Consider the following 19967-nt stretch of genomic DNA (forward strand, 5'->3'; position numbering starts at 1 on the left):
CGTGAAGAAGGGGTGGTTTCAGCGTATCGCTGTACGGGAGGTCAGTGGCCACCTGTGTCACGAGAGGCGATGAAGCGTCGTGACACCGCGATGTCGCGGTCTCCGAGCCCGGCGGCGACCAGTTCGTCGAAGGCCGCACGCAGGGTGGGCAGCAGGACGGGCGAGGTGCCGGTGGCTTCGGCGATGTCGGCCGCGAAGCCGAGGTCCTTCACCATGTACTGCGCGATGCCGCTGGGGGAGTCGTCGCCGGTGACGAGCTTCTCGCGACGACTGTCGAGCAGGCGCGAGCCGGCGTAGCCGCCCGAGAGCAGCGACCAGAGCGCATCGAGGTCGAGTCCGGAGCGCTCGGCGAGCACGGTGGCCTCGCCGAGCGCCATGATCGTCGCCGACACCACGAGCTGGTTGCAGGCCTTGGCGACCTCGCCGGCCCCGAGTGGTCCGAGCAGCACAGGGGTTCCGCAGGGCGCGAGCACCTCGGCGGCGACGGCGGCATCGTCCGGGTCGCCGCCGAGCATGATCGAGAGGGTCCCGGCGACCGCTCCGTCTTCCCCACCCGAGACCGGGCAGTCCACGATCCTGACCCTGCTGCCCGTCTGCGCTCCGACGCGGTCCGCGAGCGCACGGACGGCGGGAGCAGACGAGGTGGACCCGATGAGGATGAGCAGGTCTCCGGCGTCGGCGAGCAGCCCGTCGGGACCGTCGAGCATGGCTTCGAACGGGGGGAGGTCGGGCAGCATCATGAGCAGGACGTCTACTCTGGAGGCGAGCTCGCGTGGTGTCGGCGCCCACGAGGCGCCGGCGGCCAGCAGTTCCGGCTGCGGGCGGCGCGCATGGATGACGAGCCCCCCGCGGGCGGCGAGCAGGCGGTCGGCCATGGGGCGGCCCATGGCGCCGAGGCCCACGACGCCGACGGTGACGGATGAGATGCTCATGCGCACACGGTAGCAACAATCCAACAGATAGAACAGTGTCCAACAGGATGGAACTGGGCTAAGGTGAGGGATCCAGACTTCCCGAGGGAGGGGACCAGTATGACGGGGACCGAGAAGAAACTGCGCGCCGTCGTGGCGGTGCCGCTGCCGGAACGCCTGTGTCGACTGATCGAGGAACTCGAGCCTCGCCTCGAGGTGGTCCGCGATCACACGCTCGTGCCGCCTATGCGCGGACCGGCCGACTGGTCCGGCGACCCGGAGTACGTACGCACGCCGAGCGCGCAGCAGGCGTTCGATGAAATGATCGACTCCGCCGACGTGCTGTTCGGGATCCCCGACGTGGACGCGGCGGCGCTGGCCCGCACCGTGGCCGCGAACCCGCGTCTGCGCTGGGTCATGACGACTGCCGCCGGTGGCGGGGCCTCGGTCAAGGCCGCGGGTCTCGAACGGGCGCAGCTCGACCGCGTCGTGTTCACCACCAGTGCCGGTGTGCACGGGGGCCCGCTCGCGGAGTTCGCGGTGTTCGGTGTGATGGCGGGCGCGAAGAACCTCCCGCGCCTGCTCGCCGATCAGGGGACGCGTACCTGGCCGGACCGCTGGGAGATGCGTCAGCTCGACGAGATGACGGTGCTGGTCGTCGGTCTGGGCGGCATCGGCACGGAGTGCGCGCGACGCTTCCATGCGCTCGGCGCACGGGTGTGGGGGACGACGCGCTCCGGGCAGCCGGTGGCGGGAGTGGATCGCCTGGTGCCGCTGGACGAGCTGACCGACGCGGTGGCCCACGTCGACGCGATCGTCGTCACCCTTCCGGGCACGGCGCAGACGCACCATCTGATCGGCGCCGACGTGTTCGATGCGGTCAAACCCGGTGCGATCATCACCAACGTCGGCCGCGGCACCGTGATCGACGAGAGCGCTCTGCTCGGTGCGCTCGACGACGGCCGCGTGGCCTTCGCCGCGCTCGACGTCTTCGAGCAGGAGCCCCTCGACGGTGCGTCGCCGCTGTGGTCGCATCCGAACGTGCTCGTGAGCCCGCACACCGCCGCCCTCAGCTCCAAGGAGGAGGAGCGGATCGCCCGTCGCTTCGCGGAGAACGCGGCGCGCCTGCTCGATGGCGAGCCGCTGACCGCCGTGGTCGATACGGTCGAGTTCTACTGATCGGCCCACAGGTGATCGAGCGCCTGTGGCTCCCCGCTGTCGGAAGGTGCGGCCATGGATGATGACACCCGCGAAGGGCGCGACCCCGCACCTGCCGTGACCCGCAGCATCCGCCTGCTCGGCATCCTCGCCGAGTCCGGGGGTCCACGAACGCTCACCGAGCTCGCGGGGGAACTCGGGCTGGCGAAGTCGTCGACGGCGAACCTCTGCCTGGCGCTCGAGGCCGGGGGCATGATCGATCGCACCCCGCAGGGCTATCGTCTCGGGGTGCGCACGGCCGAGCTCGGTGGTGCGTTCGCTGCCCAGTTCAACCAGGTGCGGGAGTTCTACAGCGTGTGCGAGGCCTCGCCGCAGCTCGCCTCCGAGCTGGTCCAGGTCGCGATGCTCGATGGCACCGATGCGCTGTATCTCGCGCGACATGAGGGGTCGCGCTCGCTCCGGCTGGGCACCCCGCTCGGCTCGCGGCTTCCGGCGCCGCTGTCGGCCACGGGGCGCGCGCTCCTGGCGGCGATGAGTGACGCGGAAGTAGTCGAGCTCCTCGGTGAGGATGCCGTCTTCCCGCAGCTCACCGAGCGGAGCGCGACGACCATGCCGGGGCTGCTGGAGGTGCTGGCGACCGCCCGTCGACGGGGCTGGGCGCTCGATGCCGAGGAGTCCTTCCGCGGCATCGTCGGCGTCGCGGTGCCCCTGGAAGGCTGGGCGCCGACGGACCCGCCGCTCGCGCTCGGTGTTGCGATCCGTGCCGCCGAGGCCGACTACGAGCGCATCGAGCGGGTGGGTGAGGCGCTGCGGGACGCCGCCGCCGCGCTGACGAACCCCTTCAGCTCAGCCGTTCGGCACTGACGCCCTCCTGCGCCCCATCGCGCCCGCAGGGCGCGGTGGTCCTTTTGCGTGCCTGCAGCGGAACGCGAAGTCGGTCCAAAGGGTTGAACACAATCCAACGGGCTGGTACAGTCGGGGAACGCCGCAGGCGAAGCCGATCGAAGGAGATGGCCGTGACAGACCCCCGCACCTCACCCCGAGCAGCGTCCGATGACCCGGAATACGCGGCGAACCTGCGCCGCGCGACCCTCGCGTCGAGCATCGGCAGCGCGCTGGAGTACTTCGATTTCGCGCTCTACGGCCTCTCCACGGCGCTGATCTTCAATGTGCTGTTCTTCCCGCAGGATGACCCGGCGATGGCGACGGTCGCCGCGTTCGCGACCTTCGGCGTCGGATTCCTCGCGCGTCCGTTCGGCGGCCTGTTCTTCGGCGTCCTGGGTGACAAGCTCGGGCGCAAGTGGGTCCTGGTCGCGACCATCGTGCTGATGGGCGGCGCCTCCACCGCGATCGGACTGCTGCCCACCTACGCGGCGATCGGCGTGTGGGCACCGATCCTGCTGGTGCTGATGCGGCTGCTGCAGGGTTTCGGAGCGGGTGCCGAGCAGGCGGGGGCGACGGTGCTGATGGCCGAGTACGCGCCGGTGAAGCGCCGGGGCTTCTTCTCGGCACTCCCGTTCGTCGGCATCCAGGCGGGCACACTGCTCGCCGCGGTGGTGTTCGGCCTGATCACGCTGCTCCCCGAGGACCAGCTGCTGAGCTGGGGATGGCGCGTGCCCTTCCTCGCCTCCTTCGCGCTGATCCTGCTCGCGCTGTTCATCCGGATGCGGCTGCGCGAGACGCCGACGTTCATCGAGCTCGAGAAGCACGAGCAGATCGCCGACCGCCCCATCAAGGAGATCTTCACCCACGGCCTGCCCGGCGTGATCGTCGGCGTGGGGCTGCGGATGGCCGAGAACGGCGGCTCGTACATGTTCCAGACGCTCGGTCTCGCCTTCTTCGTCACGGTCGTCGGCGACAACGCCGACAAGAGTCTGCTCACCTGGGGCGTCACCCTCGGCTCGCTGATCGGCGTCTTCTCCGTGCCGTTCACCGGCCACCTCTCCGACCGCTTCGGGCGCCGTACCGTCTACCGCTTCGGAGCGGTCTTCATGCTGATCTACACGTTCCCCGCGTGGTGGCTGCTGTCGCTCGGAAACTACGCCGTGGCCATCGGTGTGATCGCGATCGGCATCGGCGTCGCCGTGAACAGCATGCTCGGACCGCAGTGCGCCATGCTTCCCGAGCTCTTCGGAAACCGTCACCGCTACCTGGGCGTGGCGATGGCCCGCGAGATCTCGGCCGTGCTCGCCGGTGGCCTCGCCGGTGTCCTCGGTGCCTACCTGATCGCGGTGAGCGACGGCAACTGGGTGCTCCTCGCCATCTACATGGCTGTGCTGGCCCTCATCACCACCGCGTCGACATTCCTCGCTCCCGAGACGCTCCGCCGTGACCTCACCCGTGTCGACGACGCGATCAAGGTCTCGCGCGGGGAGGGCGGCGACGACGTGTTCGCCACCACGGTGTCGATCAAGGCCGTCGGACGATGACGGCGCTGCCGGCGGGACTCGCCGCTTTCGATCTGACCGGGCGCACGGCGCTCGTCACCGGGTCGAGCCAGGGGATCGGCAGGACTCTGGCCGAGGGGCTCGCAGGCGCGGGCGCGACCGTCGTCGTGCACGGGCGGGATGCCGCGAAGGCGCAGGCGGCGGCGGGAGAGATCGCGCAGGGCACGGGAGCCGTCGTGCACAGCGTCGTCTTCGACGTGACCGAGGCGGCGGCGGTGGATGCCGGCATGGGCGAGGTGGAGCATCTGGTCGGCACTCCCGACATCCTCGTGAACAACGCCGGTGTCCAGCGCCGTGCGCCGATCGCCGAGTTCGCCGACGAGGATTGGGATGCCCTCGTGCAGACCAACCTCTCCAGCGTCTTCCACCTGTCGCGACGGGTCTCCGCCGGGATGATCGCGCGCGGCTCGGGCAAGATCATCCAGATCGGCAGCGTGCAGTCGCAGCTCGCCCGCCCGTCGATCGCGGCGTATGCGGCGACCAAGGGCGCGATCGTGATGTTCACGAAGGGGCTGTGCGCCGATCTCGCCCCGCACGGTATCCAGGCCAATGCGATCGCGCCCGGATACTTCGCCACCGAGCTCACGAAGGCTCTCGTCGCAGACGAGCAGTTCTCCGAGTGGGTCCGCGCGCGCACACCCGCCGGGCGCTGGGGTGACACCGCGGACCTCGTCGGGGCCCTGCTGTTCCTCGCCAGCGGCGCGAGCGACTTCGTCAATGGACAGACGCTGTTCGTCGACGGCGGCATGACGGCGGTCGTCTGATGCGTCTCGGACGAATCGCCACCACGCGAGGCCCCCGGTGGGTACGGCAGGCGGCCGACGGCTTGATCCCGGTGACGGATCCGTTCGTCGCCTTCGCCGAGGGGCAGGAGCCGGAGGATGCCGGGCCGCGCATCGAAGGCACGGTCATCGCGCCGGTGGATCCGCTGGTGATCGTCGGCATAGCCCAGAACGGACCCGCCCACGTCTCTCCCGTGCAGGCGTGGCTCAAGAGCCCGCGGACGGTGACCGCCGGCGGCGTCGACGTCGTCCTGCGCCGCGATGCGGGCGGCCAGGTCGCCGAGGGGGAGATCGCGGTCGTGATCGGCCGCCCGACCCGGGGGCTGACCGCGCAGACCGCGCACGAGTACGTGCTCGGGGTCACCGCGGTGAACGACCTCTCGAGTCCGGAGCGCGCGGCGTTCGATCCGCGAAATTTCGAATCGAAGTCGGGGGAGGGGTACACGCCGCTCGGCCCCTGGATCGACACCGCAGCCGGGATCGACGATGTGCGCCTCCAGGTGGAGGTCGACGGACGCCCGGTCGCCGAGACCGGAAGCCGGGAGTTGCCGATGTCGATCCGCGACTGCCTCGCCTACGTGGCTGCGTGGTCGCCGCTCGGCCCGGGCGATGTCGTCATGACGGGTGCTCCGCACTCGCAGGCGCCCGTGGGGCCGGGGCAGATCGTGACCGTCAGAGTGGCGGGGATCGAGTTGGTCACGGCTTTCGTGTGACCGAGGAAGGAGCGCGGTGAACAACCTCGCCGTGGTGGCGCACGCCGCCGAAGACCTGCGGATCGAAGACATCGGAGCCCCGGCGCCCCGATCGGACGAGGCCGTCGTGGGCATCGCCTACGGCGGCATCTGCGGATCCGACCTCCACTACTGGCAGCACGGCGCGGCCGGTGCATCGGTGCTGCGCGAGCCGATGATCCTCGGGCACGAGGTGTCCGGGGTCGTGGCCGTCGCTGCGGCCGACGGCACGGGACCGGCTGTCGGCACCCCCGTGGCCGTCCATCCGCTCACCGCGCACGGCGACGGTCGCACGCCCTGGCCCCCCGAGCATCCGAATCTCGCACCGGCCTCGACGTATCTCGGGTCGGCGATGCACCTGCCGCACACGCAGGGAGCCTTCGCGCGGCGCGTGGCGCTCCCTGCGCGCATGCTGTATCCGCTTCCTTCCGGCCTCGACCTGCAGACGGCGGCGCTGGCAGAGCCCGCGGCCGTCGCCTGGCACGGGGTGCAGAGGGCGGGGGGTGTGCGGGACCGGCGAGTGGTCGTGATCGGCGCCGGACCCATCGGTCAGCTCGTCGCCGCCGTCGCCCAGCGTGCCGGCGCGTCCTCCGTGACCGTCACCGACCTGCAGCAGCGGCCGAGGAAGATCGCCGAGGCGCGCGGGATCCGAGCGATCGATGCGCGGGCTGAGACCGAGATCTCCGAGCTGTATGCCGATGTCGTGATCGAGTCGAGCGGAACGGTTCCGGGGCTCGACGCCGCCGTCTCCGCTGCTGTCCGCGGGGGCACGGTGGTGATGCTGGGGCTCCAGCGCGGGGGCGCGGTTCCCGCGCCGATGGCCACGGCGATCACTCGCGAGCTCACGCTGCGGGGGTCCTTCCGCTTCGGCGCGGAGTTCGGCGAGGTCATCGCCGCCCTCGCCGATGGCAGCCTCGACGTGCGCGGTATTATCAGCCAGGTGGTGCCTGTGGACGACGCGCTCGACGCGTTCGCACTGGCCGCCGACCCCGCGAGTTCCTGCAAGGTGCTCGTCGACTTCGGCCGGGAGGCATGAGTGTGCGCGTCGTCGTGATGGGCCCGAGCGGTTCGGGCAAGTCGACCGTGGGTGCGTTCCTTGCCGAGAGCCTCGGTGCGCGCTTCATCGACGGCGATGATCTGCATCCGGCCGCGAACGTCCGCAAGATGGCGGCCGGGGTGCCTCTGGACGACACGGATCGGCTGCCCTGGCTCCGTCTGGTCGGCGAGACGCTGCAGAGTGAGGACCGCGTCGTCGTGGCGTGCTCGGCGCTCAAGCGCGTCTATCGCGACGTCATCCGGACCGGAGCGCCCGAGACGTTCTTCGCCGAACTCGCTATCGGTCGCGCGGTGCTCGAGGAGCGGATGCGGCTGCGGGCCGATCACTTCATGCCGGCGGCGCTCCTGGACTCGCAGCTCCAGACGCTCGAATCGCTCGAGGCCGATGAGGCTGGAATCCGGGTGGACGAGTCGGCGGACGTCCGGACCGCGGCCGCCGTCATCGCCGAAGCGGCACAGCGGCGCTGAGAGTTCGGGGGCAGAGCGTGCGGAAACGGCTCTGCGACCGGCGGTCAGTCCTTGCGGTATCCCGAGCGTCCCATCGCGAACAGCGCGATGAACGAGGTGACGGCTGCGCACACGGTCATGGCGCCGATCAGCCAGAGGAGTGCGTGCGAGAGGAAGGCGCCGTCGAGCATGGGGGTTCTCCGTGTTCTGCAGAAAAAGGACCGGTGTCCTCAGCCTATCGGGTCATCCGGTACCATTGAGGCTGTACCTCGGCGAGGGATGCTTCTGCGCGTGCGCGAACATCCGTTATCGACGCGGCGAAGCAAGCCCGGTGGCTTTCCTCCTGCGTCAGCGAGTTCGAAAATTCCAAGACCACCGCGCGGCGCCTTCGCTGCGTGTCCCGAAGGAGAACCCATGTCTGAAGACACCAAGGTCCAGGCCGAGCTCCGCGAGAGCTTCGGCAAGGGCTTCGCCCGCCGCCTCCGCGCCGCCGGCAAGATCCCCGCCGTCATCTACGGCCACGGCACCGAGCCGGTGCACGTCGCGCTGCCGGGCCACCAGGTCTCGCTCATCATCCGTCGCGCCAACGCGCTTCTCGAGCTCGACATCGAGGGCAAGGGCCAGCTCGCCCTCGTCAAGGACGTCCAGCGCGACCCGGTGCACCAGATCATCGAGCACATCGACCTGCTCGTCGTGAAGAAGGGCGAGAAGGTCGCCATCGACGTCCCGATCGTCGTCACGGGCGAGTCCGCTGCCGGCACCATCGTCAACCTCGACGCGACCACGCTGTCGATCGAGGCCGAGGCCACGCACATCCCGCAGAACATCGAGGTCTCCGTCGAGGGCCTGGAAGAGGGCGCGCACATCACCGGCGCCGACGTGAAGCTCCCCAAGGGCTCCACGCTGCTCTCCGACCCCGAGGTCCTCGTCGTGGCGATCTCGGTCCCGGCTGCACCCACCGAGGATGACGAAGAGGCCGCCGAGGCCGGCGAGGCCACCGAGGCTGCCGAAGAGGCCGCCGCGGAGTGACCTCCGACTGATTCATCACAGAGGGGACGCGATCCGATCGCGTCCCCTCTGTCGTATCCTGACCGGGGCTGCGCACCCGGCGGGGAGAGGACGACGACATGGCATCGACCTGGCTCGTGGTGGGGCTCGGCAACCCCGGCCCGCGATACGAGGCCACGCGACACAACATCGGGCAGATGGTGGTCGATGAGCTGGCATCGCGGCGCGGCGAAGCCTTCCGTGAGCACAAGGGCGGAGCCCGCGTCGTCGAGACGTGGGTGCGCCCCGGCGCGGACAAGCTCGTGCTGGCCAAGCCGAACACCTTCATGAACGTCTCGGGGACCCCGGTGGCGGCGCTGGCCCGGTTCTACTCGGTGCCGCCAGAGCAGGTGATCGTGGTACACGATGAACTCGACATCCCGTTCGACACGGTCAAGCTCAAGACCGGGGGAGGACACGGCGGACACAACGGTGTCCGTGATGTCGCACGGGCGCTGAGCACTGCCGACTTTCCGCGTGTGCGGGTGGGCATCGGCCGTCCGGTCGGGCGTCAGGATCCCGCGGACTGGGTGCTCGCCCCGTTCGGCAAGGAAGAGCGGCCGAACCTGCCGATCCTCATCGCGGACGCCGCCGACGCGGTCGAGCTGCTGGTCGACGAAGGCCTTCTCGCGGCACAGCAGAAGCACCACGCGCCGCGCTGAGACGGCCGCTGCGGGGTCGTGGCGCGGTCAGGCCGTATAGGTCGACAGGCCCGTCGCAGCGCCCGCGGTCAGCGCGACGACCAGGGCGATGAAGAAGATCACCGACGCCAGGACGGCGACCACGACAGCGGCGATTCCCGCGCCGCGGCCACGCTTCTTGGCGATCGCGACGATACCGAGCACGATCGCTGCGATGCCGACGACGGTCCCGATCCAGAAGGAGAGCTCCGCCCAGAGCACCTGATCCCGCACCGGGGTGAGCACGCGGAGGTCGTCGGCGGTGACCGATGCGCCGTTCGGGAGGAACCGACCGATCTCGAACGCGCTGATGCCCACGACGATCGCCGGCACCACGGCCGCGACGAGCGCGAGAACCAGCGCAAGTGTTCCGAAGAGTCCGGAGGTGGACGGTGTCGCGGCGTCGGGCACCTGATAGGCGCCGGCCGGGGTGGCGTAGCCGCCGACAGGCACCTGGTAGGCCCCGGGAGGGGCTGCCGGATACCCGGGCGCGGGCGCTGCCGGGTAGCCGGAGGGCGTTGCCGGAGGATACGGGGCACCCGCCGGGGGATACGCGGGAGCTGCAGGGGGATACGCGGGAGCTGCCGGAGGGTACCCGGGGGCGGTCGGCGGCGGGAACGCGCCGGTCGCGGGCGACGCAGACGGGTCGGAGGGCACGGCACCGGGCGGGGGAGGCAGCTGCGGATCAGTCACGCCCCCATCCTAAGGCGAGGCTCAGACGCGCCGGAGCAGACCCACCCGGTCGTACACGTCGGAGAGGGTCGCGTCGGCGACGGCGTCAGCGCGCGCGGCGTTCTCCGCCAGGATGCGATCGAGCTCGGCAGGATCGTCGAGCAGCTCGAGGGCCCTGGCACGCACCGGCTCGAACTCGTTCACGATGACCTCGGCAAGACCCTTCTTGAAATCGCCGTAACCGCGACCCGCGTATTCGTCCTCGATCGCGGCGACCTGGCGCCCGGTGAGGGCCGCGTAGATCGTGAGCAGGTTCGAGACGCCGGGCTTGTTCTCGCGGTCGAACCGCACCGATCCCTCGTTGTCGGTCACCGCACGCATGATCTTCTTCGCCGACTTCGCCGGGTCGTCGAGCATCCACAGCACGCCGGCATCGCTTTCGGCCGACTTCGACATCTTCGACGTCGGGTTCTGCAGGTCGTAGATGCGCGCGGTCTCCTTCTGGATGACCGGCATCGGCACGGTGAAGGTCTCGCCGAAGCGCGAGTTGAAGCGCTCGGCGAGGTCGCGCGTGAGCTCGACGTGCTGCTTCTGGTCGTCACCCACCGGCACCACGTCGGTCTGGTACAGCAGAATGTCGGCGGCCATCAGCACCGGGTAGGTGAACAGTCCGACGCTGGTCGAGTCCGCGCCGTACCGCGAGGACTTGTCCTTGAACTGGGTCATCCGGCCGGCCTCGCCGAAGCCCGTGATGGTGCTGAGGATCCACGCGAGCTCGGCGTGTGCTCGCACATGCGACTGCACGTACAGCGTCGACAGCGACGGCTCGATGCCGGCCGCGATGTACTGGGCGGCCGTGCGACGCGTCTTCTCGCGGAGCTCGGCCGGATCCTGGGCGACCGTGATCGCGTGCAGGTCGACGACGGAGAAGAACGCGTCGTAGGAGCTCTGCAGGTCCCGCCACTGGAGCAGCGCGCCGATGTAGTTGCCGATCTGGAGGGAGTCGGCGGAGGGCTGCATTCCGGAGTAAAGGCGAGGTTTCGTCACGGAGTCAATCCTATGGGGTGCACGCCGTGCCCCTACGATGGGCGCATGGCCTCCGTATCCCCGCGTTCACGGTCGCGAGGGGATCGGGCCCTCTATGTCGAGATCCTCATCGTCGCGCCCCTGGACGAGGTGTGGCGGCTGACGCAGGATCCGGCCTCGCACGTGCGCTGGGATGCGCGTTTCAGCGACATCGTGCCGCAGCGCACCCGAGCAGACGGTGCGCAGGACTTCCGCTACGAGCTCGATCTCGTGGTGCACACGATCCGCGGGACCGGCGTATCGTACGCCACGAAGGAGAGCCCCTCGGGAGAGCGCACCTCCGCGCTGCTCTTCGACACCGACGATGCGCTCTCGCCGCTCGGAACCGGGCGCGGCTACTGGCGCTACGTGCCGACGGAGAAGGGCGTGCGATTCCTCACCGGCTACGACTACGCACCGGGATGGGGATGGCTGGGACGCGTTCTCGATCCGCTGGTGACCCGACGGTTCGTCTGGTGGCTCACCGCCCGCAGCTTCGATCGTCTCCGGTTGTGGGCCGAGCTGGGCATACCTCCGGAGGAGACCAGCGGCTGGCGGTCGCTCCGGCGCGGGTACCGACCACGCGCACGCAACTGCCTCTCGCGCCCCCGGCGCACCGGGCGGACCATCATGGAGGACGCACCGGTATCCCTCGAGGAGATCGCATGACGACCGGGACCGGGATCTTCGAGCGCGCACTGGGAGCCGACTTCGCGCGCCTCCATCCGCAGCTGCAGCGCCGCTTCGGGGTCGGCGTGGACGCCGGATACGGCTGCATCGGACGCGGGGTGATGTCCGAGGTCCGGCGAGGCCCGTGGTGGACCCTGCCTTTCCTGCTCATCGGCACGTTCCGCAACATCCTGTTCCCCGAGCGGGGGCGGGATGTGCCGTTCCGGATCGACAACCTGGCCTACGTCGACGACTTCGGTCGCGAGACCGTGACCTTCGTGCGGACGATGGACGTGCGCCCCGGCCGCCGCCGCCGATTCGACGCGACCATGATCTACAGCGACGCACGTCGACGGGTGGTCGACTATCTGGGTACGCACCAGCACCTGGCCGTCGACCTCGATCTGGCCGTCACCGACGACGGCGGGCTCCTGCTCACCTCGGGCGCACAGCGCTTCTACGAGGGGCCCATTGCTTTCCGCTTCCCGATGCTCTTCAGCGGGCGTGCTCGGCTCATCGAGCGCTACGACGACGAGCAGGAGCGGTATCTGATCGACCTCGAGATCCACAACGATGTCTTCGGGTTCCTGTTCGGCTACCGCGGTGCCTTCACCTGCGAGTTCGTCGGCGGACCGGCTCCGGAGACCGTCAAGCCGTACCGCGAGGAGATCCGCGAGTGACCGCGCGCGGAGCCGCCTTTCTCGAAGCGCTGGGGGAGGAGGCGGAGAGGCTTCATCCCGAGATCCTGGCGCAGATGCGCGTCGAGGCGAGGAACGACGGAGCCGAGGGGGTCTTCGCGGTCGCCGGCAGCCGGTTCGGGCGCCTCGCCGCCCTCGCGTCGCCCCTCGTCGGGCAGCGGCTGCTCGTCACGCGGTTCGGCCGCGACGTGCCCTTCCGGATCGATACCGTGTCCGGTCGATCGCCCTCGGGGCGGCCGACGCTCGACACGGTCCGGGAGTTCCGTTTCGCCGACACGACACAGCACGTCGTCGACCGGCTCTTCGCCACGGGACATCCCGGCCTCGTCCAGAATGCGCTGGGGTCGAGGGGCCGGGTCGAGATGCTCGAGGAGTGCTCGGTGACCGACGACGGTGCGCTGCGTATGCGCACTCGGGCCGTCGCGCTGCGTCTCGGCCGATGCCGGATCGCGCTACGCGGGATTCTCCGCATCGACGTCGATCTCGTGGACGGCTGGGACGACACTCACGACCGACGCACCATCGAGATGCGCGCGACGAGTCCCGTGCTCGGGACCGTCCTGGAGTACCGGGGATGGTACCGCTACGCGGATGCCACCCCCGGCGCCGCTCAATAGCGGTAGTCGACGACGACGGGCGCGTGGTCGCTCCAGCGCTGGTCATAGGCCGCAGCGCGCGCGACGTGGTAGGTCTCCACACGCTCGGCGAGTGCAGGCGTCGCCAGGTGGTAGTCGATGCGCCACCCGGAGTCGTTGTCGAACGCCTGCCCGCGCATCGACCACCAGGTGTAGGGTCCGTCGACCTCGCCGTGGAACTTCCGCCCCACGTCGATCCAGCCGAGGCCGGTGCCCACGGTGCCGTCGACACCGGAGACCTCCGCGCCGGCCTCGCCGAGGAACCGATCGAAGTACGCGCGCTCGCGGGGAAGGAAACCGGCCTTCTTGCGGTTGCCTCGCCAGTTCTTGATGTCGAGCTCGCGGTGTCCGACGTTCAGGTCGCCGGTCACGAGGGCGAGGGCGCCGTCGGCGCCGAGTTCAGCGAGCCGCGTGCCGAACGCGTCGAGGAACTTCCACTTCTCATCCTGCTTCGGGGTGTCGGCCTCGCCGGAGTGCACGTAGGCGCTCACCACGGTCAGCGGACGGTCGCCGATCAGGTAGTCGGCCTCGATCCATCGCCCCTTGGAGTCGAAGTCGTCGGGTCCGAAGGCGGTGCGCGAGGCCAGCGCAGGCGTGCGGCTGGCGATGGCGACGCCGGCACGTCCCTTCGCGGTGGCCTCGTCATGGACGAGCGACCAGCCAGGGAGCGCGGCCTCGAGATGCTCGTCCTGCCCGCGCACCTCTTGCAGCGTGAGGATGTCGACTCCGGCGTCGTCGAGCCAGGAGCTCATCCCGTTGCGAGCCGCCGCTCGGATTCCGTTGACATTGACCGTGGCGATACGCAGATGAGGCATGGTCACAAGCCTAACGAGCGCTGCCGACATCCCGTCCCGGTCGGTGCAGTTCGGAGAGCAGACGCTGGGCGAGCGGCGTGCTCGGATCGGGCGGCGGGGGAGGAGAGGCCTCGAGGTCGGCGAGCTCCTGCTCCGCGTCGCGCACGGCCTTCGCCGCGCTCCACGCGCGGTACCAGGGCGCGGCTTCACGTGCGGCATGGGCTTCGCGCACGCGGATGCGCGCAGCCGTCAGCAGGGCCTGATACTCCGCCATGCGGCGCTCGGCCTCGGTCAGCGTGAGGAGGGGCAGGTCGCGGTCCTGCGCAGCGACCGCGATCCAGGAGGAGGCCACCAGCATCACCACGCCGTTGATGCGGAACCAGAGCAGCAGACCGATGAAGATCGCGAACGTGGCGAGCAGCGGGTTGGACGGGGTGTAGCTGAGGAGGAACCCCGCACCGAACTGCAGGATCGTCATCGCGCCGCCGCCCAGGAGAGCGCCGGGCCAGATCGTCTGCCAGTGCAGGGAGGTCCCGGTGAGGAATCGGACCATAGCCGCCAGGGCGCCCGACATCAGCGCGAAGGAGACGATGACGGCACCGATGCGGATGAGGATCACCCCGTTCGAGCTGGAGTCCCAGCCGAGCAGACCGAGGAGCCAGCTCAGGATCGCGGCGCTCGCCGAGCTGAGGACCGAACCAGCCACCAGGGAAGCTCCGAAGATCACCGCCGCGAGCAGGTCGCGCGCCTTCAGGATCACGTAGCTGCGACGATCGGGCGGCAGACCGAAGATGTCTCTGGTCGCACGACGAGAGAACGTGACCCAGCCGATCGCGGTCCAGATCACGGTGCCGAGCGCGATCAGACCGGTGACGCTCAGCACTCCGGTGGTGCTCGCCGCGATGTCCTTCACCTGATCGGGCGTGACCACACCGCCCTCGGGAAGGATCAGATTGGGGATGTAGCTGTTGATCATCGCGATGAGGGCGTCGACGGCTTCATCGCTGCCTCCGAGCCAGAGTCCGGCGATCGCGAAGGCCAGGTAGATCGCGGCGAAGATCGCGAAGAGGGCCTGGTAGCTCACGCCCGCGGCGAGGAGGAATCCGTTGTGCTGCAGGAAGTGGCGCCAGACGCGCACGGGGAACAGTCCGAGGGTGCGCTGCGTCAGCGCGGTCGCGCGCTCGACGGCCGCATCGAGGCGACCGGGGTCGGTCGCAGAGCCATCGGGTTCGGACACCTCCCCACCCTATCCAAGAGCGGAACGGGCGTGAGCAGGGCAGGAACGCAGAACAGGCGGCCCCGGAAGGGGACCGCCTGTTCTCGCGTTGTTGCCTGTCGCGGCGTCAGGGACGACCGCGGAGCACGGCCTGCTTGACCTCGGCGATCGCCTTGGTCACCTCGATGCCACGGGGGCAGGCCTCGGAGCAGTTGAAGGTGGTGCGGCAGCGCCACACGCCTTCCTTGTCGTTGAGGATGTCGAGGCGGACAGCCGCGTTGTCGTCACGGGAGTCGAAGATGAAGCGGTGCGCGTTGACGATCGCCGCCGGCCCGAAATACTGGCCGTCGGTCCAGAACACGGGGCACGACGAGGTGCACGCGGCGCACAGGATGCACTTGGTGGTGTCGTCGAAGATCTCGCGGTCGGCGATGGACTGGACGCGCTCCTTGCCCTTCTCCGGAACGGAGCTGGCGACGAGGAACGGCTGCACCTCGCGGTACGACGCGAAGAACGGCTCCATGTCGACGACGAGGTCCTTCTCGAGCGGCAGACCCTTGATCGCCTCGACGTAGATCGGCTTCGAGATGTCGAGGTCCTTGATCAGCGTCTTGCAGGCCAGGCGGTTGCGGCCGTTGATGCGCATGGCGTCGGAGCCGCAGATGCCGTGGGCGCACGAGCGCCGGAAGGTGAGCGAGCCGTCGACCTCCCACTTGATCTTGTGCAGGGCGTCGAGCACGCGGTCGGTGGAGTAGAGCTCCACGTCGTAGTCGACCCAGTGCGGCTCGGAGTCGACCTCCGGGTTGAACCGGCGGATGTTGAACGTGACGATGAAGGACTGGATGCCGGTCTCTTCGGTCGTATCGGCAGGTGCCTCTGCGATGGCGGTCGACATGCTCAGTACTTCCTCTCCATCGGCGGGTAGTTGAACTCGCCCTGATCGTTCTTCGTGAAGACGACCGGTTTCCAGTCGAGCTTGATGTGGTCGCTCGGCGTGGAGGAGTGCGGATCACCGGTCAGGTAAGCCATGGTGTGCTTCATGTACTTCTCGTCGTTGCGCTTCGGGAAGTCGTCGCGCATGTGGCCGCCGCGGCTCTCCTCGCGGTTCTGCGCGGCGTAGACGACGACCTCGGCGATGTCGAGGAGGAAGCCCAGCTCGACGGCTTCGAGCAGGTCGGTGTTGAACCGCTGACCCTTGTCGTCGACGTGCACGTTCTTGTAGCGCTCACGCAGCTCGGCGATGACGCCGAGCACGTGCTGGAGGGAGTCGTGCGTGCGGAACACCTGCGCGCCCTTGTCCATCTCGTCCTGCAGCGTCTTGCGCAGGACGGCGATGCGCTCGGTGCCCTGGTTGTTGCGCAGGTCCTCGAGCATGCCCGACACGAAGCCGGCGGGGTTCTCGGGGAGGGGGACGAACTCGGCGGTCTTGACGTACTCGACGGCGTTGCGGCCGGCGCGCTTGCCGAAGACGTTGATGTCGAGCAGCGAGTTGGTGCCGAGGCGGTTGGCGCCGTGCACCGAGACGCATGCGCACTCGCCCGCGGCGTAGAGGCCGGGGACGACGGTGGTGTTGTCCGCGAGGACCTCGCCGTCGTTGTTGGTCGGGATGCCGCCCATCGCGTAGTGCGCGGTGGGCATCACGGGCACGGGCTCGACGACCGGGTCGACACCGAGGTACGTGCGGGCGAACTCGGTGATGTCGGGGAGCTTGGTCTCGAGCACCTCGGCGCCCAGGTGCGTGCAGTCGAGCAGCACGTAGTCCTTGTGGGGGCCGGCGCCGCGCCCGTCCAGGACCTCCTGCACCATGCAGCGCGCGACGATGTCACGCGGGGCGAGGTCCTTGATGGTGGGGGCGTAGCGCTCCATGAAGCGCTCACCGGAGGCGTTGCGCAGGATCGCGCCTTCGCCTCGTGCGCCCTCGGTGAGGAGGATGCCGAGACCGGCGAGCCCGGTCGGGTGGAACTGGAAGAACTCCAGGTCCTCGAGGGGGAGTCCCTTGCGCCACACGATGCCGACGCCGTCACCCGTGAGGGTGTGCGCGTTCGAGGTGGTCTTGAAGATCTTGCCGAAACCGCCGGTCGCGAAGATCACGGCCTTGGCCTGGAAGACGTGCAGCTCGCCGGTGGCCAGGTCATATGCGACGACGCCGGAGACCTGGGTCTTGCCGTCGGCGTCCTTCACCGTGAGCAGGTCGAGCACGTAGAACTCGTTGAAGAAGTTGATGCCGAGCTTGACGCAGTTCTGGAACAGCGTCTGCAGGATCATGTGGCCGGTGCGGTCGGCGGCGTAGCAGGCCCGGCGGACCGGGGTCTTGCCGTGCTCGGCCGTGTGACCGCCGAAGCGACGCTGGTCGATCTTTCCCTCGGGCGTGCGGTTGAACGGGAGGCCCATGTTCTCGAGGTCGATGACCGCGTCGATGGCCTCCTTCGCGAGGATCTCGGCAGCGTCCTGGTCGACGAGGTAGTCGCCGCCCTTCACGGTGTCGAAGGTGTGCCACTCCCAGGAGTCCTCTTCGACGTTCGCGAGGGCTGCCGCCATGCCGCCCTGCGCCGCACCGGTGTGCGAGCGCGTGGGGTACAGCTTGGAGATCACCGCGGTCTTCGCGCCAGGGCCCGCTTCGATGGCGGCACGCATGCCCGCTCCACCGGCTCCCACGATCACGATGTCGAACTGGTGGTAGTGCACGCCGTCACGGACGACGGAATCCTGCGTCTCGGTAGTCACTTCTCGTATGCCTTCTTCTAGTTCCCGACGATCGCGGCGCATTCGGACCAGAGGACGCTGTCCTCGGTCACACCCAGGCACGGGTCGAACGTGAAGACCACGAGTGTGCCGAGGATGATGAGCAGGCCGGCGGCCAGCCCGAGCGCCCAGACCAGCGCCTTGCGCGCCGTGCTGTTCGTCACGTAGTCGTTCACGATGGTGCGCATGCCGTTGGCGCCGTGGATGAGTGCGAGCCACAGCATCAGCACATCCCACCACTGCCAGAACGGCGTGGCGAACTTGCCCGCGATGAACGCGAAGTCGAGGGCGTGGATGCCTTCGCCGACCATGAGGTTGACGAACAGGTGACCGAAGATCAGCACGACGAGCACGACGCCCGAGACGCGCATGAAGATCCAGCCCCACTTCTCGAGGTTGACGCCGCGGCGGCGACGAGTCGGGGCGGCGGTGATGGTCTGTGCAGACATCAGTGTCCCCCTCCGAATCCGGCGAACGCGAGCATCAGGTGGCGGGGCACGAAGCCGGCCATGATGATGCCCCACACCAGCAGGACGCCCCAGAACAGCTGGCGCTGGTACTTGGCGCCCTTCGACCAGAAGTCGACGGCGATGATGCGCAGGCCGTTCATCGCGTGGAACACGATGCCGGCGACGAGCACGACCTCACCGAGGGCCATGATCGGGTTCTTGTATGTCCCGATGACGGCGTTGTACGCCTCCGGTGACACCCTGATCAGCGCCGTGTCGAGCACGTGCACCAACAGGAAGAAGAAGATGGCGACTCCGGTGATGCGGTGAAGCACCCACGACCACATGCCTTCGCGACCCCGGTAGAGGGTGCCGCGGGGGGTCTTGGACGTGGTTTCCGAAATCGACGGTGTCAAGCGGGCGCTTGTGGACACGGTCGTCCTCCCTGGATCGATGTGACTCGGTCGCGTGCGCTGCGCTTGTCCAAGTGTGAGCCTGTCGAAGTGTCAGGCACGCCCGATCGCTGTCCATCCTATTCCTGTCAGATCACTGGGAGCGACGAAGGGGAGCCTAAGTGTCTCGATGTCGAGATGATCGCTGCGGCTACCCTGGGCAGGGTGAGCACACCCATCGAGGACTTTTACGCAGTGATCCCCGCCGGCGGCATCGGCAGCAGGCTGTGGCCGCTCTCTCGCGCGGATGCACCGAAGTTCCTGCATGACCTGACGGGATCCGGACACTCCTTGCTGCGCGACACCTGGGATCGGCTCGTGCCGCTCGCCGGCGCGGATCGGATCGCCGTGGTCACCGGCCGGGCTCACCGGGCGGCCGTCGAGGCGGAGTTGCCGGGGATCCCCGACCTGAACGTGTTCCTGGAGTCGGAGCCGCGCGAGTCGGCAGCCGCGATCGGGCTCGCCGCGGCCATCCTGCACCGTCGCAATCCCGACGTGATCATCGGCTCCTTCAGCGCGGACCACGTGATCCGCGGCACCCGGGTGTTCGAGTTCGCCGTGCGCGATGCGGTCGAGGTGGCGCGTGAGGGCTACATCTGCACGATCGGCATCACGCCGACCGAGCCGGCGATCGGCTTCGGCTACATCAAGATGGGACCCGAGCTCGTCGTCGACGGTGCGCGTGAGGCCGCGCTGGTGGCGAGCTTCGTGGAGAAGCCCGACCTCGAGACCGCCAAGGCGTACATCGCCGACCGCGGCTACCTCTGGAACGCGGGCATGTTCATCGCCAAGGCCGGTGTGCTGCTGGAAGAGCTGGCCGTGAACGAGCCTGAGCTGCACGCGGGACTGCTCGAACTCGCCGAGGCCTGGGACGATCGCGACCGTCGTGGCCCCGCGGTCGATCGGATCTGGCCGCGACTGAAGAAGATCGCCATCGACTACGCCGTCGCCGAGCCCGCCGCCCGACGGGGACGCCTCGCCGTGGTCCCCGGTCACTTCGACTGGGACGACGTGGGGGACTTCGCGTCGCTGACGAAGCTCATCACCAACGGTCGCAAGAACGACCTCGCCGTGCTCGGCCCGAACGCGCGGGTGCTCACGGATGGTGCGAGTGGGATCCTCGTCAGCCAGACGTCCCGCGTCATCAGCCTGGTGGGGGTGCAGGACATCGTCGTGGTCGACACCCCCGACGCGCTGCTGGTCACGACGGTGCAGAATGCGCAGCGGGTGAAGAGCGTCGTCGAGTCGCTCAAGCTCACCGGTCGCGGGGACGTGCTCTGACGTCTGCTCCGATGAGCAGGCGGAGACGCTCATCG

The 19967-nt window shown here is 68.9% G+C and carries 23 protein-coding genes; 13 read left to right on the top strand and 10 right to left on the bottom strand.

The genetic code is table 11. The features are described 5' to 3' along the window. Window positions 1-41: 41 nt before the first annotated feature. Window positions 42-932 carry an NAD(P)-dependent oxidoreductase gene (locus GLO27_RS02225; RefSeq protein ID WP_167253402.1) on the bottom strand — a complete coding sequence of 297 codons (891 nt, stop codon included), beginning with the start codon at window positions 930-932 and terminating at the stop codon, window positions 42-44. A 99-nt stretch (window positions 933-1031) separates the two neighbouring features. On the opposite strand from GLO27_RS02225, the gene GLO27_RS02230 reads away from it, so the two are divergent. The 7 genes from GLO27_RS02230 (at window position 1032) to GLO27_RS02260 (ending at window position 7553) form a co-directional block, all read left to right on the top strand. Then, window positions 1032-2090 carry a D-2-hydroxyacid dehydrogenase gene (locus GLO27_RS02230; RefSeq protein ID WP_021199729.1) on the top strand — a complete coding sequence of 353 codons (1059 nt, stop codon included), beginning with the start codon at window positions 1032-1034 and terminating at the stop codon, window positions 2088-2090. Between the two features lie 54 nt (window positions 2091-2144). After that, the gene (locus GLO27_RS02235) at window positions 2145-2933 is read left to right on the top strand and encodes an IclR family transcriptional regulator (RefSeq protein ID WP_029260548.1); all 789 of its coding nucleotides are present in this window, start codon (window positions 2145-2147) and stop codon (window positions 2931-2933) included. 146 nt (window positions 2934-3079) lie between these two features. Further along, entirely contained in the window at window positions 3080-4498 is a 1419-nt protein-coding gene (locus tag GLO27_RS02240) for an MFS transporter (RefSeq protein WP_021199727.1), read from the top strand. Then, window positions 4495-5280 (top strand): SDR family oxidoreductase, encoded by a 786-nt coding sequence (locus GLO27_RS02245; protein ID WP_167253404.1) that lies wholly within the window; start codon window positions 4495-4497, stop codon window positions 5278-5280. Before GLO27_RS02240 ends, GLO27_RS02245 begins: the two co-directional genes overlap by 4 nt. Beyond that, window positions 5280-6011 (top strand): fumarylacetoacetate hydrolase family protein, encoded by a 732-nt coding sequence (locus GLO27_RS02250; RefSeq protein ID WP_167253406.1) that lies wholly within the window; start codon window positions 5280-5282, stop codon window positions 6009-6011. The genes GLO27_RS02245 and GLO27_RS02250 overlap by 1 nt, the downstream gene beginning before the upstream one ends. Before the next feature lie 16 nt (window positions 6012-6027). After that, window positions 6028-7065 carry an alcohol dehydrogenase catalytic domain-containing protein gene (locus GLO27_RS02255; protein WP_167253408.1) on the top strand — a complete coding sequence of 346 codons (1038 nt, stop codon included), beginning with the start codon at window positions 6028-6030 and terminating at the stop codon, window positions 7063-7065. Then, window positions 7062-7553: a gluconokinase gene (locus tag GLO27_RS02260; RefSeq protein WP_021199723.1), complete on the top strand. Its 492-nt coding sequence runs from the start codon at window positions 7062-7064 to the stop codon at window positions 7551-7553. Before GLO27_RS02255 ends, GLO27_RS02260 begins: the two co-directional genes overlap by 4 nt. Window positions 7554-7597: 44 nt before the next feature. On the opposite strand, the gene GLO27_RS19985 is transcribed toward GLO27_RS02260, so the two are convergent. Beyond that, the gene (locus GLO27_RS19985; RefSeq protein ID WP_017828452.1) at window positions 7598-7723 is read right to left on the bottom strand and encodes a hypothetical protein; all 126 of its coding nucleotides are present in this window, start codon (window positions 7721-7723) and stop codon (window positions 7598-7600) included. Window positions 7724-7946: 223 nt separating this feature from the next. Here GLO27_RS19985 and GLO27_RS02265 point away from each other — a divergent pair, with 223 nt between their 5' ends. Continuing rightward, window positions 7947-8561, top strand: coding sequence for a 50S ribosomal protein L25/general stress protein Ctc (locus tag GLO27_RS02265; protein ID WP_021199722.1), 615 nt, complete (start codon window positions 7947-7949; stop codon window positions 8559-8561). A 98-nt stretch (window positions 8562-8659) separates the two neighbouring features. Further along, window positions 8660-9241, top strand: coding sequence for an aminoacyl-tRNA hydrolase (gene pth / locus GLO27_RS02270; protein WP_021199721.1), 582 nt, complete (start codon window positions 8660-8662; stop codon window positions 9239-9241). A gap of 27 nt (window positions 9242-9268) precedes the next feature. Here pth and GLO27_RS19585 read toward each other — a convergent pair whose 3' ends face one another. After that, window positions 9269-9952: a hypothetical protein gene (locus tag GLO27_RS19585; RefSeq protein ID WP_208323476.1), complete on the bottom strand. Its 684-nt coding sequence runs from the start codon at window positions 9950-9952 to the stop codon at window positions 9269-9271. A 21-nt stretch (window positions 9953-9973) separates the two neighbouring features. Continuing rightward, a complete protein-coding gene (gene trpS, locus GLO27_RS02280) occupies window positions 9974-10978 on the bottom strand; it encodes a tryptophan--tRNA ligase (RefSeq protein WP_084487313.1) in 1005 nt (334 codons plus the stop codon). 45 nt (window positions 10979-11023) lie between these two features. Between trpS and GLO27_RS02285 the strand changes: the two genes are divergently transcribed. From GLO27_RS02285 to GLO27_RS02295, 3 genes are read left to right on the top strand one after another with little or no spacing between them, the layout of a single operon-like run. Further along, the gene (locus GLO27_RS02285) at window positions 11024-11665 is read left to right on the top strand and encodes a hypothetical protein (RefSeq protein WP_021199718.1); all 642 of its coding nucleotides are present in this window, start codon (window positions 11024-11026) and stop codon (window positions 11663-11665) included. Next, the gene (locus tag GLO27_RS02290; protein WP_021199717.1) at window positions 11662-12345 is read left to right on the top strand and encodes a DUF4166 domain-containing protein; all 684 of its coding nucleotides are present in this window, start codon (window positions 11662-11664) and stop codon (window positions 12343-12345) included. Before GLO27_RS02285 ends, GLO27_RS02290 begins: the two co-directional genes overlap by 4 nt. Beyond that, entirely contained in the window at window positions 12342-12980 is a 639-nt protein-coding gene (locus tag GLO27_RS02295; RefSeq protein WP_167253410.1) for a DUF4166 domain-containing protein, read from the top strand. Before GLO27_RS02290 ends, GLO27_RS02295 begins: the two co-directional genes overlap by 4 nt. Here the strand turns inward: GLO27_RS02295 and GLO27_RS02300 are convergent. The 6 genes from GLO27_RS02300 to sdhC form a co-directional block, all read right to left on the bottom strand. Continuing rightward, window positions 12974-13813 (bottom strand): exodeoxyribonuclease III, encoded by an 840-nt coding sequence (locus GLO27_RS02300; protein WP_029265719.1) that lies wholly within the window; start codon window positions 13811-13813, stop codon window positions 12974-12976. The genes GLO27_RS02295 and GLO27_RS02300 overlap by 7 nt on opposite strands. Before the next feature lie 10 nt (window positions 13814-13823). Further along, entirely contained in the window at window positions 13824-15029 is a 1206-nt protein-coding gene (locus GLO27_RS02305) for a YihY/virulence factor BrkB family protein (protein WP_021199714.1), read from the bottom strand. 106 nt (window positions 15030-15135) lie between these two features. Further along, a complete protein-coding gene (locus tag GLO27_RS02310; protein WP_021199713.1) occupies window positions 15136-15903 on the bottom strand; it encodes a succinate dehydrogenase iron-sulfur subunit in 768 nt (255 codons plus the stop codon). A 2-nt stretch (window positions 15904-15905) separates the two neighbouring features. Continuing rightward, a complete protein-coding gene (gene sdhA / locus GLO27_RS02315) occupies window positions 15906-17732 on the bottom strand; it encodes a succinate dehydrogenase flavoprotein subunit (RefSeq protein ID WP_021199712.1) in 1827 nt (608 codons plus the stop codon). 17 nt (window positions 17733-17749) lie between these two features. Continuing rightward, window positions 17750-18199 carry a succinate dehydrogenase hydrophobic membrane anchor subunit gene (locus tag GLO27_RS02320; protein WP_167253412.1) on the bottom strand — a complete coding sequence of 150 codons (450 nt, stop codon included), beginning with the start codon at window positions 18197-18199 and terminating at the stop codon, window positions 17750-17752. Next, window positions 18199-18633, bottom strand: coding sequence for a succinate dehydrogenase, cytochrome b556 subunit (sdhC, locus tag GLO27_RS02325; RefSeq protein ID WP_072591539.1), 435 nt, complete (start codon window positions 18631-18633; stop codon window positions 18199-18201). The genes GLO27_RS02320 and sdhC overlap by 1 nt, the downstream gene beginning before the upstream one ends. 183 nt (window positions 18634-18816) lie before the next feature. On the opposite strand from sdhC, the gene GLO27_RS02330 reads away from it, so the two are divergent. Then, on the top strand, window positions 18817-19932 hold the full coding sequence (locus tag GLO27_RS02330) for a mannose-1-phosphate guanylyltransferase (protein WP_029265715.1): 1116 nt from the start codon (window positions 18817-18819) through the stop codon (window positions 19930-19932). Window positions 19933-19967 lie beyond the last annotated feature (35 nt).

Origin of the sequence: Microbacterium sp. Be9 (assembly GCF_011754135.1) — a bacterium.
Lineage (GTDB): Bacteria > Actinomycetota > Actinomycetes > Actinomycetales > Microbacteriaceae > Microbacterium > Microbacterium maritypicum_A.

Bases quoted from the DNA above. Each gene is read 5' to 3' on its own strand.
- GLO27_RS02250 (WP_167253406.1), top strand. From the start codon at position 5,280: ATGCGTCTCGGACGAATCGCCACCACGCGAGGCCCCCGGTGGGTACGG.
- GLO27_RS02230 (WP_021199729.1), top strand. From the start codon at position 1,032: ATGACGGGGACCGAGAAGAAACTGCGCGCCGTCGTGGCGGTGCCGCTG.
- GLO27_RS19985 (WP_017828452.1), bottom strand. From the start codon at position 7,723: ATGCTCGACGGCGCCTTCCTCTCGCACGCACTCCTCTGGCTGATCGGC.
- GLO27_RS02260 (WP_021199723.1), top strand. From the start codon at position 7,062: ATGAGTGTGCGCGTCGTCGTGATGGGCCCGAGCGGTTCGGGCAAGTCG.
- GLO27_RS02245 (WP_167253404.1), top strand. From the start codon at position 4,495: ATGACGGCGCTGCCGGCGGGACTCGCCGCTTTCGATCTGACCGGGCGC.
- GLO27_RS02310 (WP_021199713.1), bottom strand. From the start codon at position 15,903: ATGTCGACCGCCATCGCAGAGGCACCTGCCGATACGACCGAAGAGACC.
- GLO27_RS02300 (WP_029265719.1), bottom strand. From the start codon at position 13,813: ATGCCTCATCTGCGTATCGCCACGGTCAATGTCAACGGAATCCGAGCG.
- GLO27_RS02290 (WP_021199717.1), top strand. From the start codon at position 11,662: ATGACGACCGGGACCGGGATCTTCGAGCGCGCACTGGGAGCCGACTTC.
- GLO27_RS02285 (WP_021199718.1), top strand. From the start codon at position 11,024: ATGGCCTCCGTATCCCCGCGTTCACGGTCGCGAGGGGATCGGGCCCTC.
- GLO27_RS02235 (WP_029260548.1), top strand. From the start codon at position 2,145: ATGGATGATGACACCCGCGAAGGGCGCGACCCCGCACCTGCCGTGACC.
- GLO27_RS02240 (WP_021199727.1), top strand. From the start codon at position 3,080: ATGGCCGTGACAGACCCCCGCACCTCACCCCGAGCAGCGTCCGATGAC.
- GLO27_RS02265 (WP_021199722.1), top strand. From the start codon at position 7,947: ATGTCTGAAGACACCAAGGTCCAGGCCGAGCTCCGCGAGAGCTTCGGC.
- GLO27_RS02320 (WP_167253412.1), bottom strand. From the start codon at position 18,199: ATGTCTGCACAGACCATCACCGCCGCCCCGACTCGTCGCCGCCGCGGC.
- pth (WP_021199721.1), top strand. From the start codon at position 8,660: ATGGCATCGACCTGGCTCGTGGTGGGGCTCGGCAACCCCGGCCCGCGA.
- GLO27_RS02225 (WP_167253402.1), bottom strand. From the start codon at position 932: ATGAGCATCTCATCCGTCACCGTCGGCGTCGTGGGCCTCGGCGCCATG.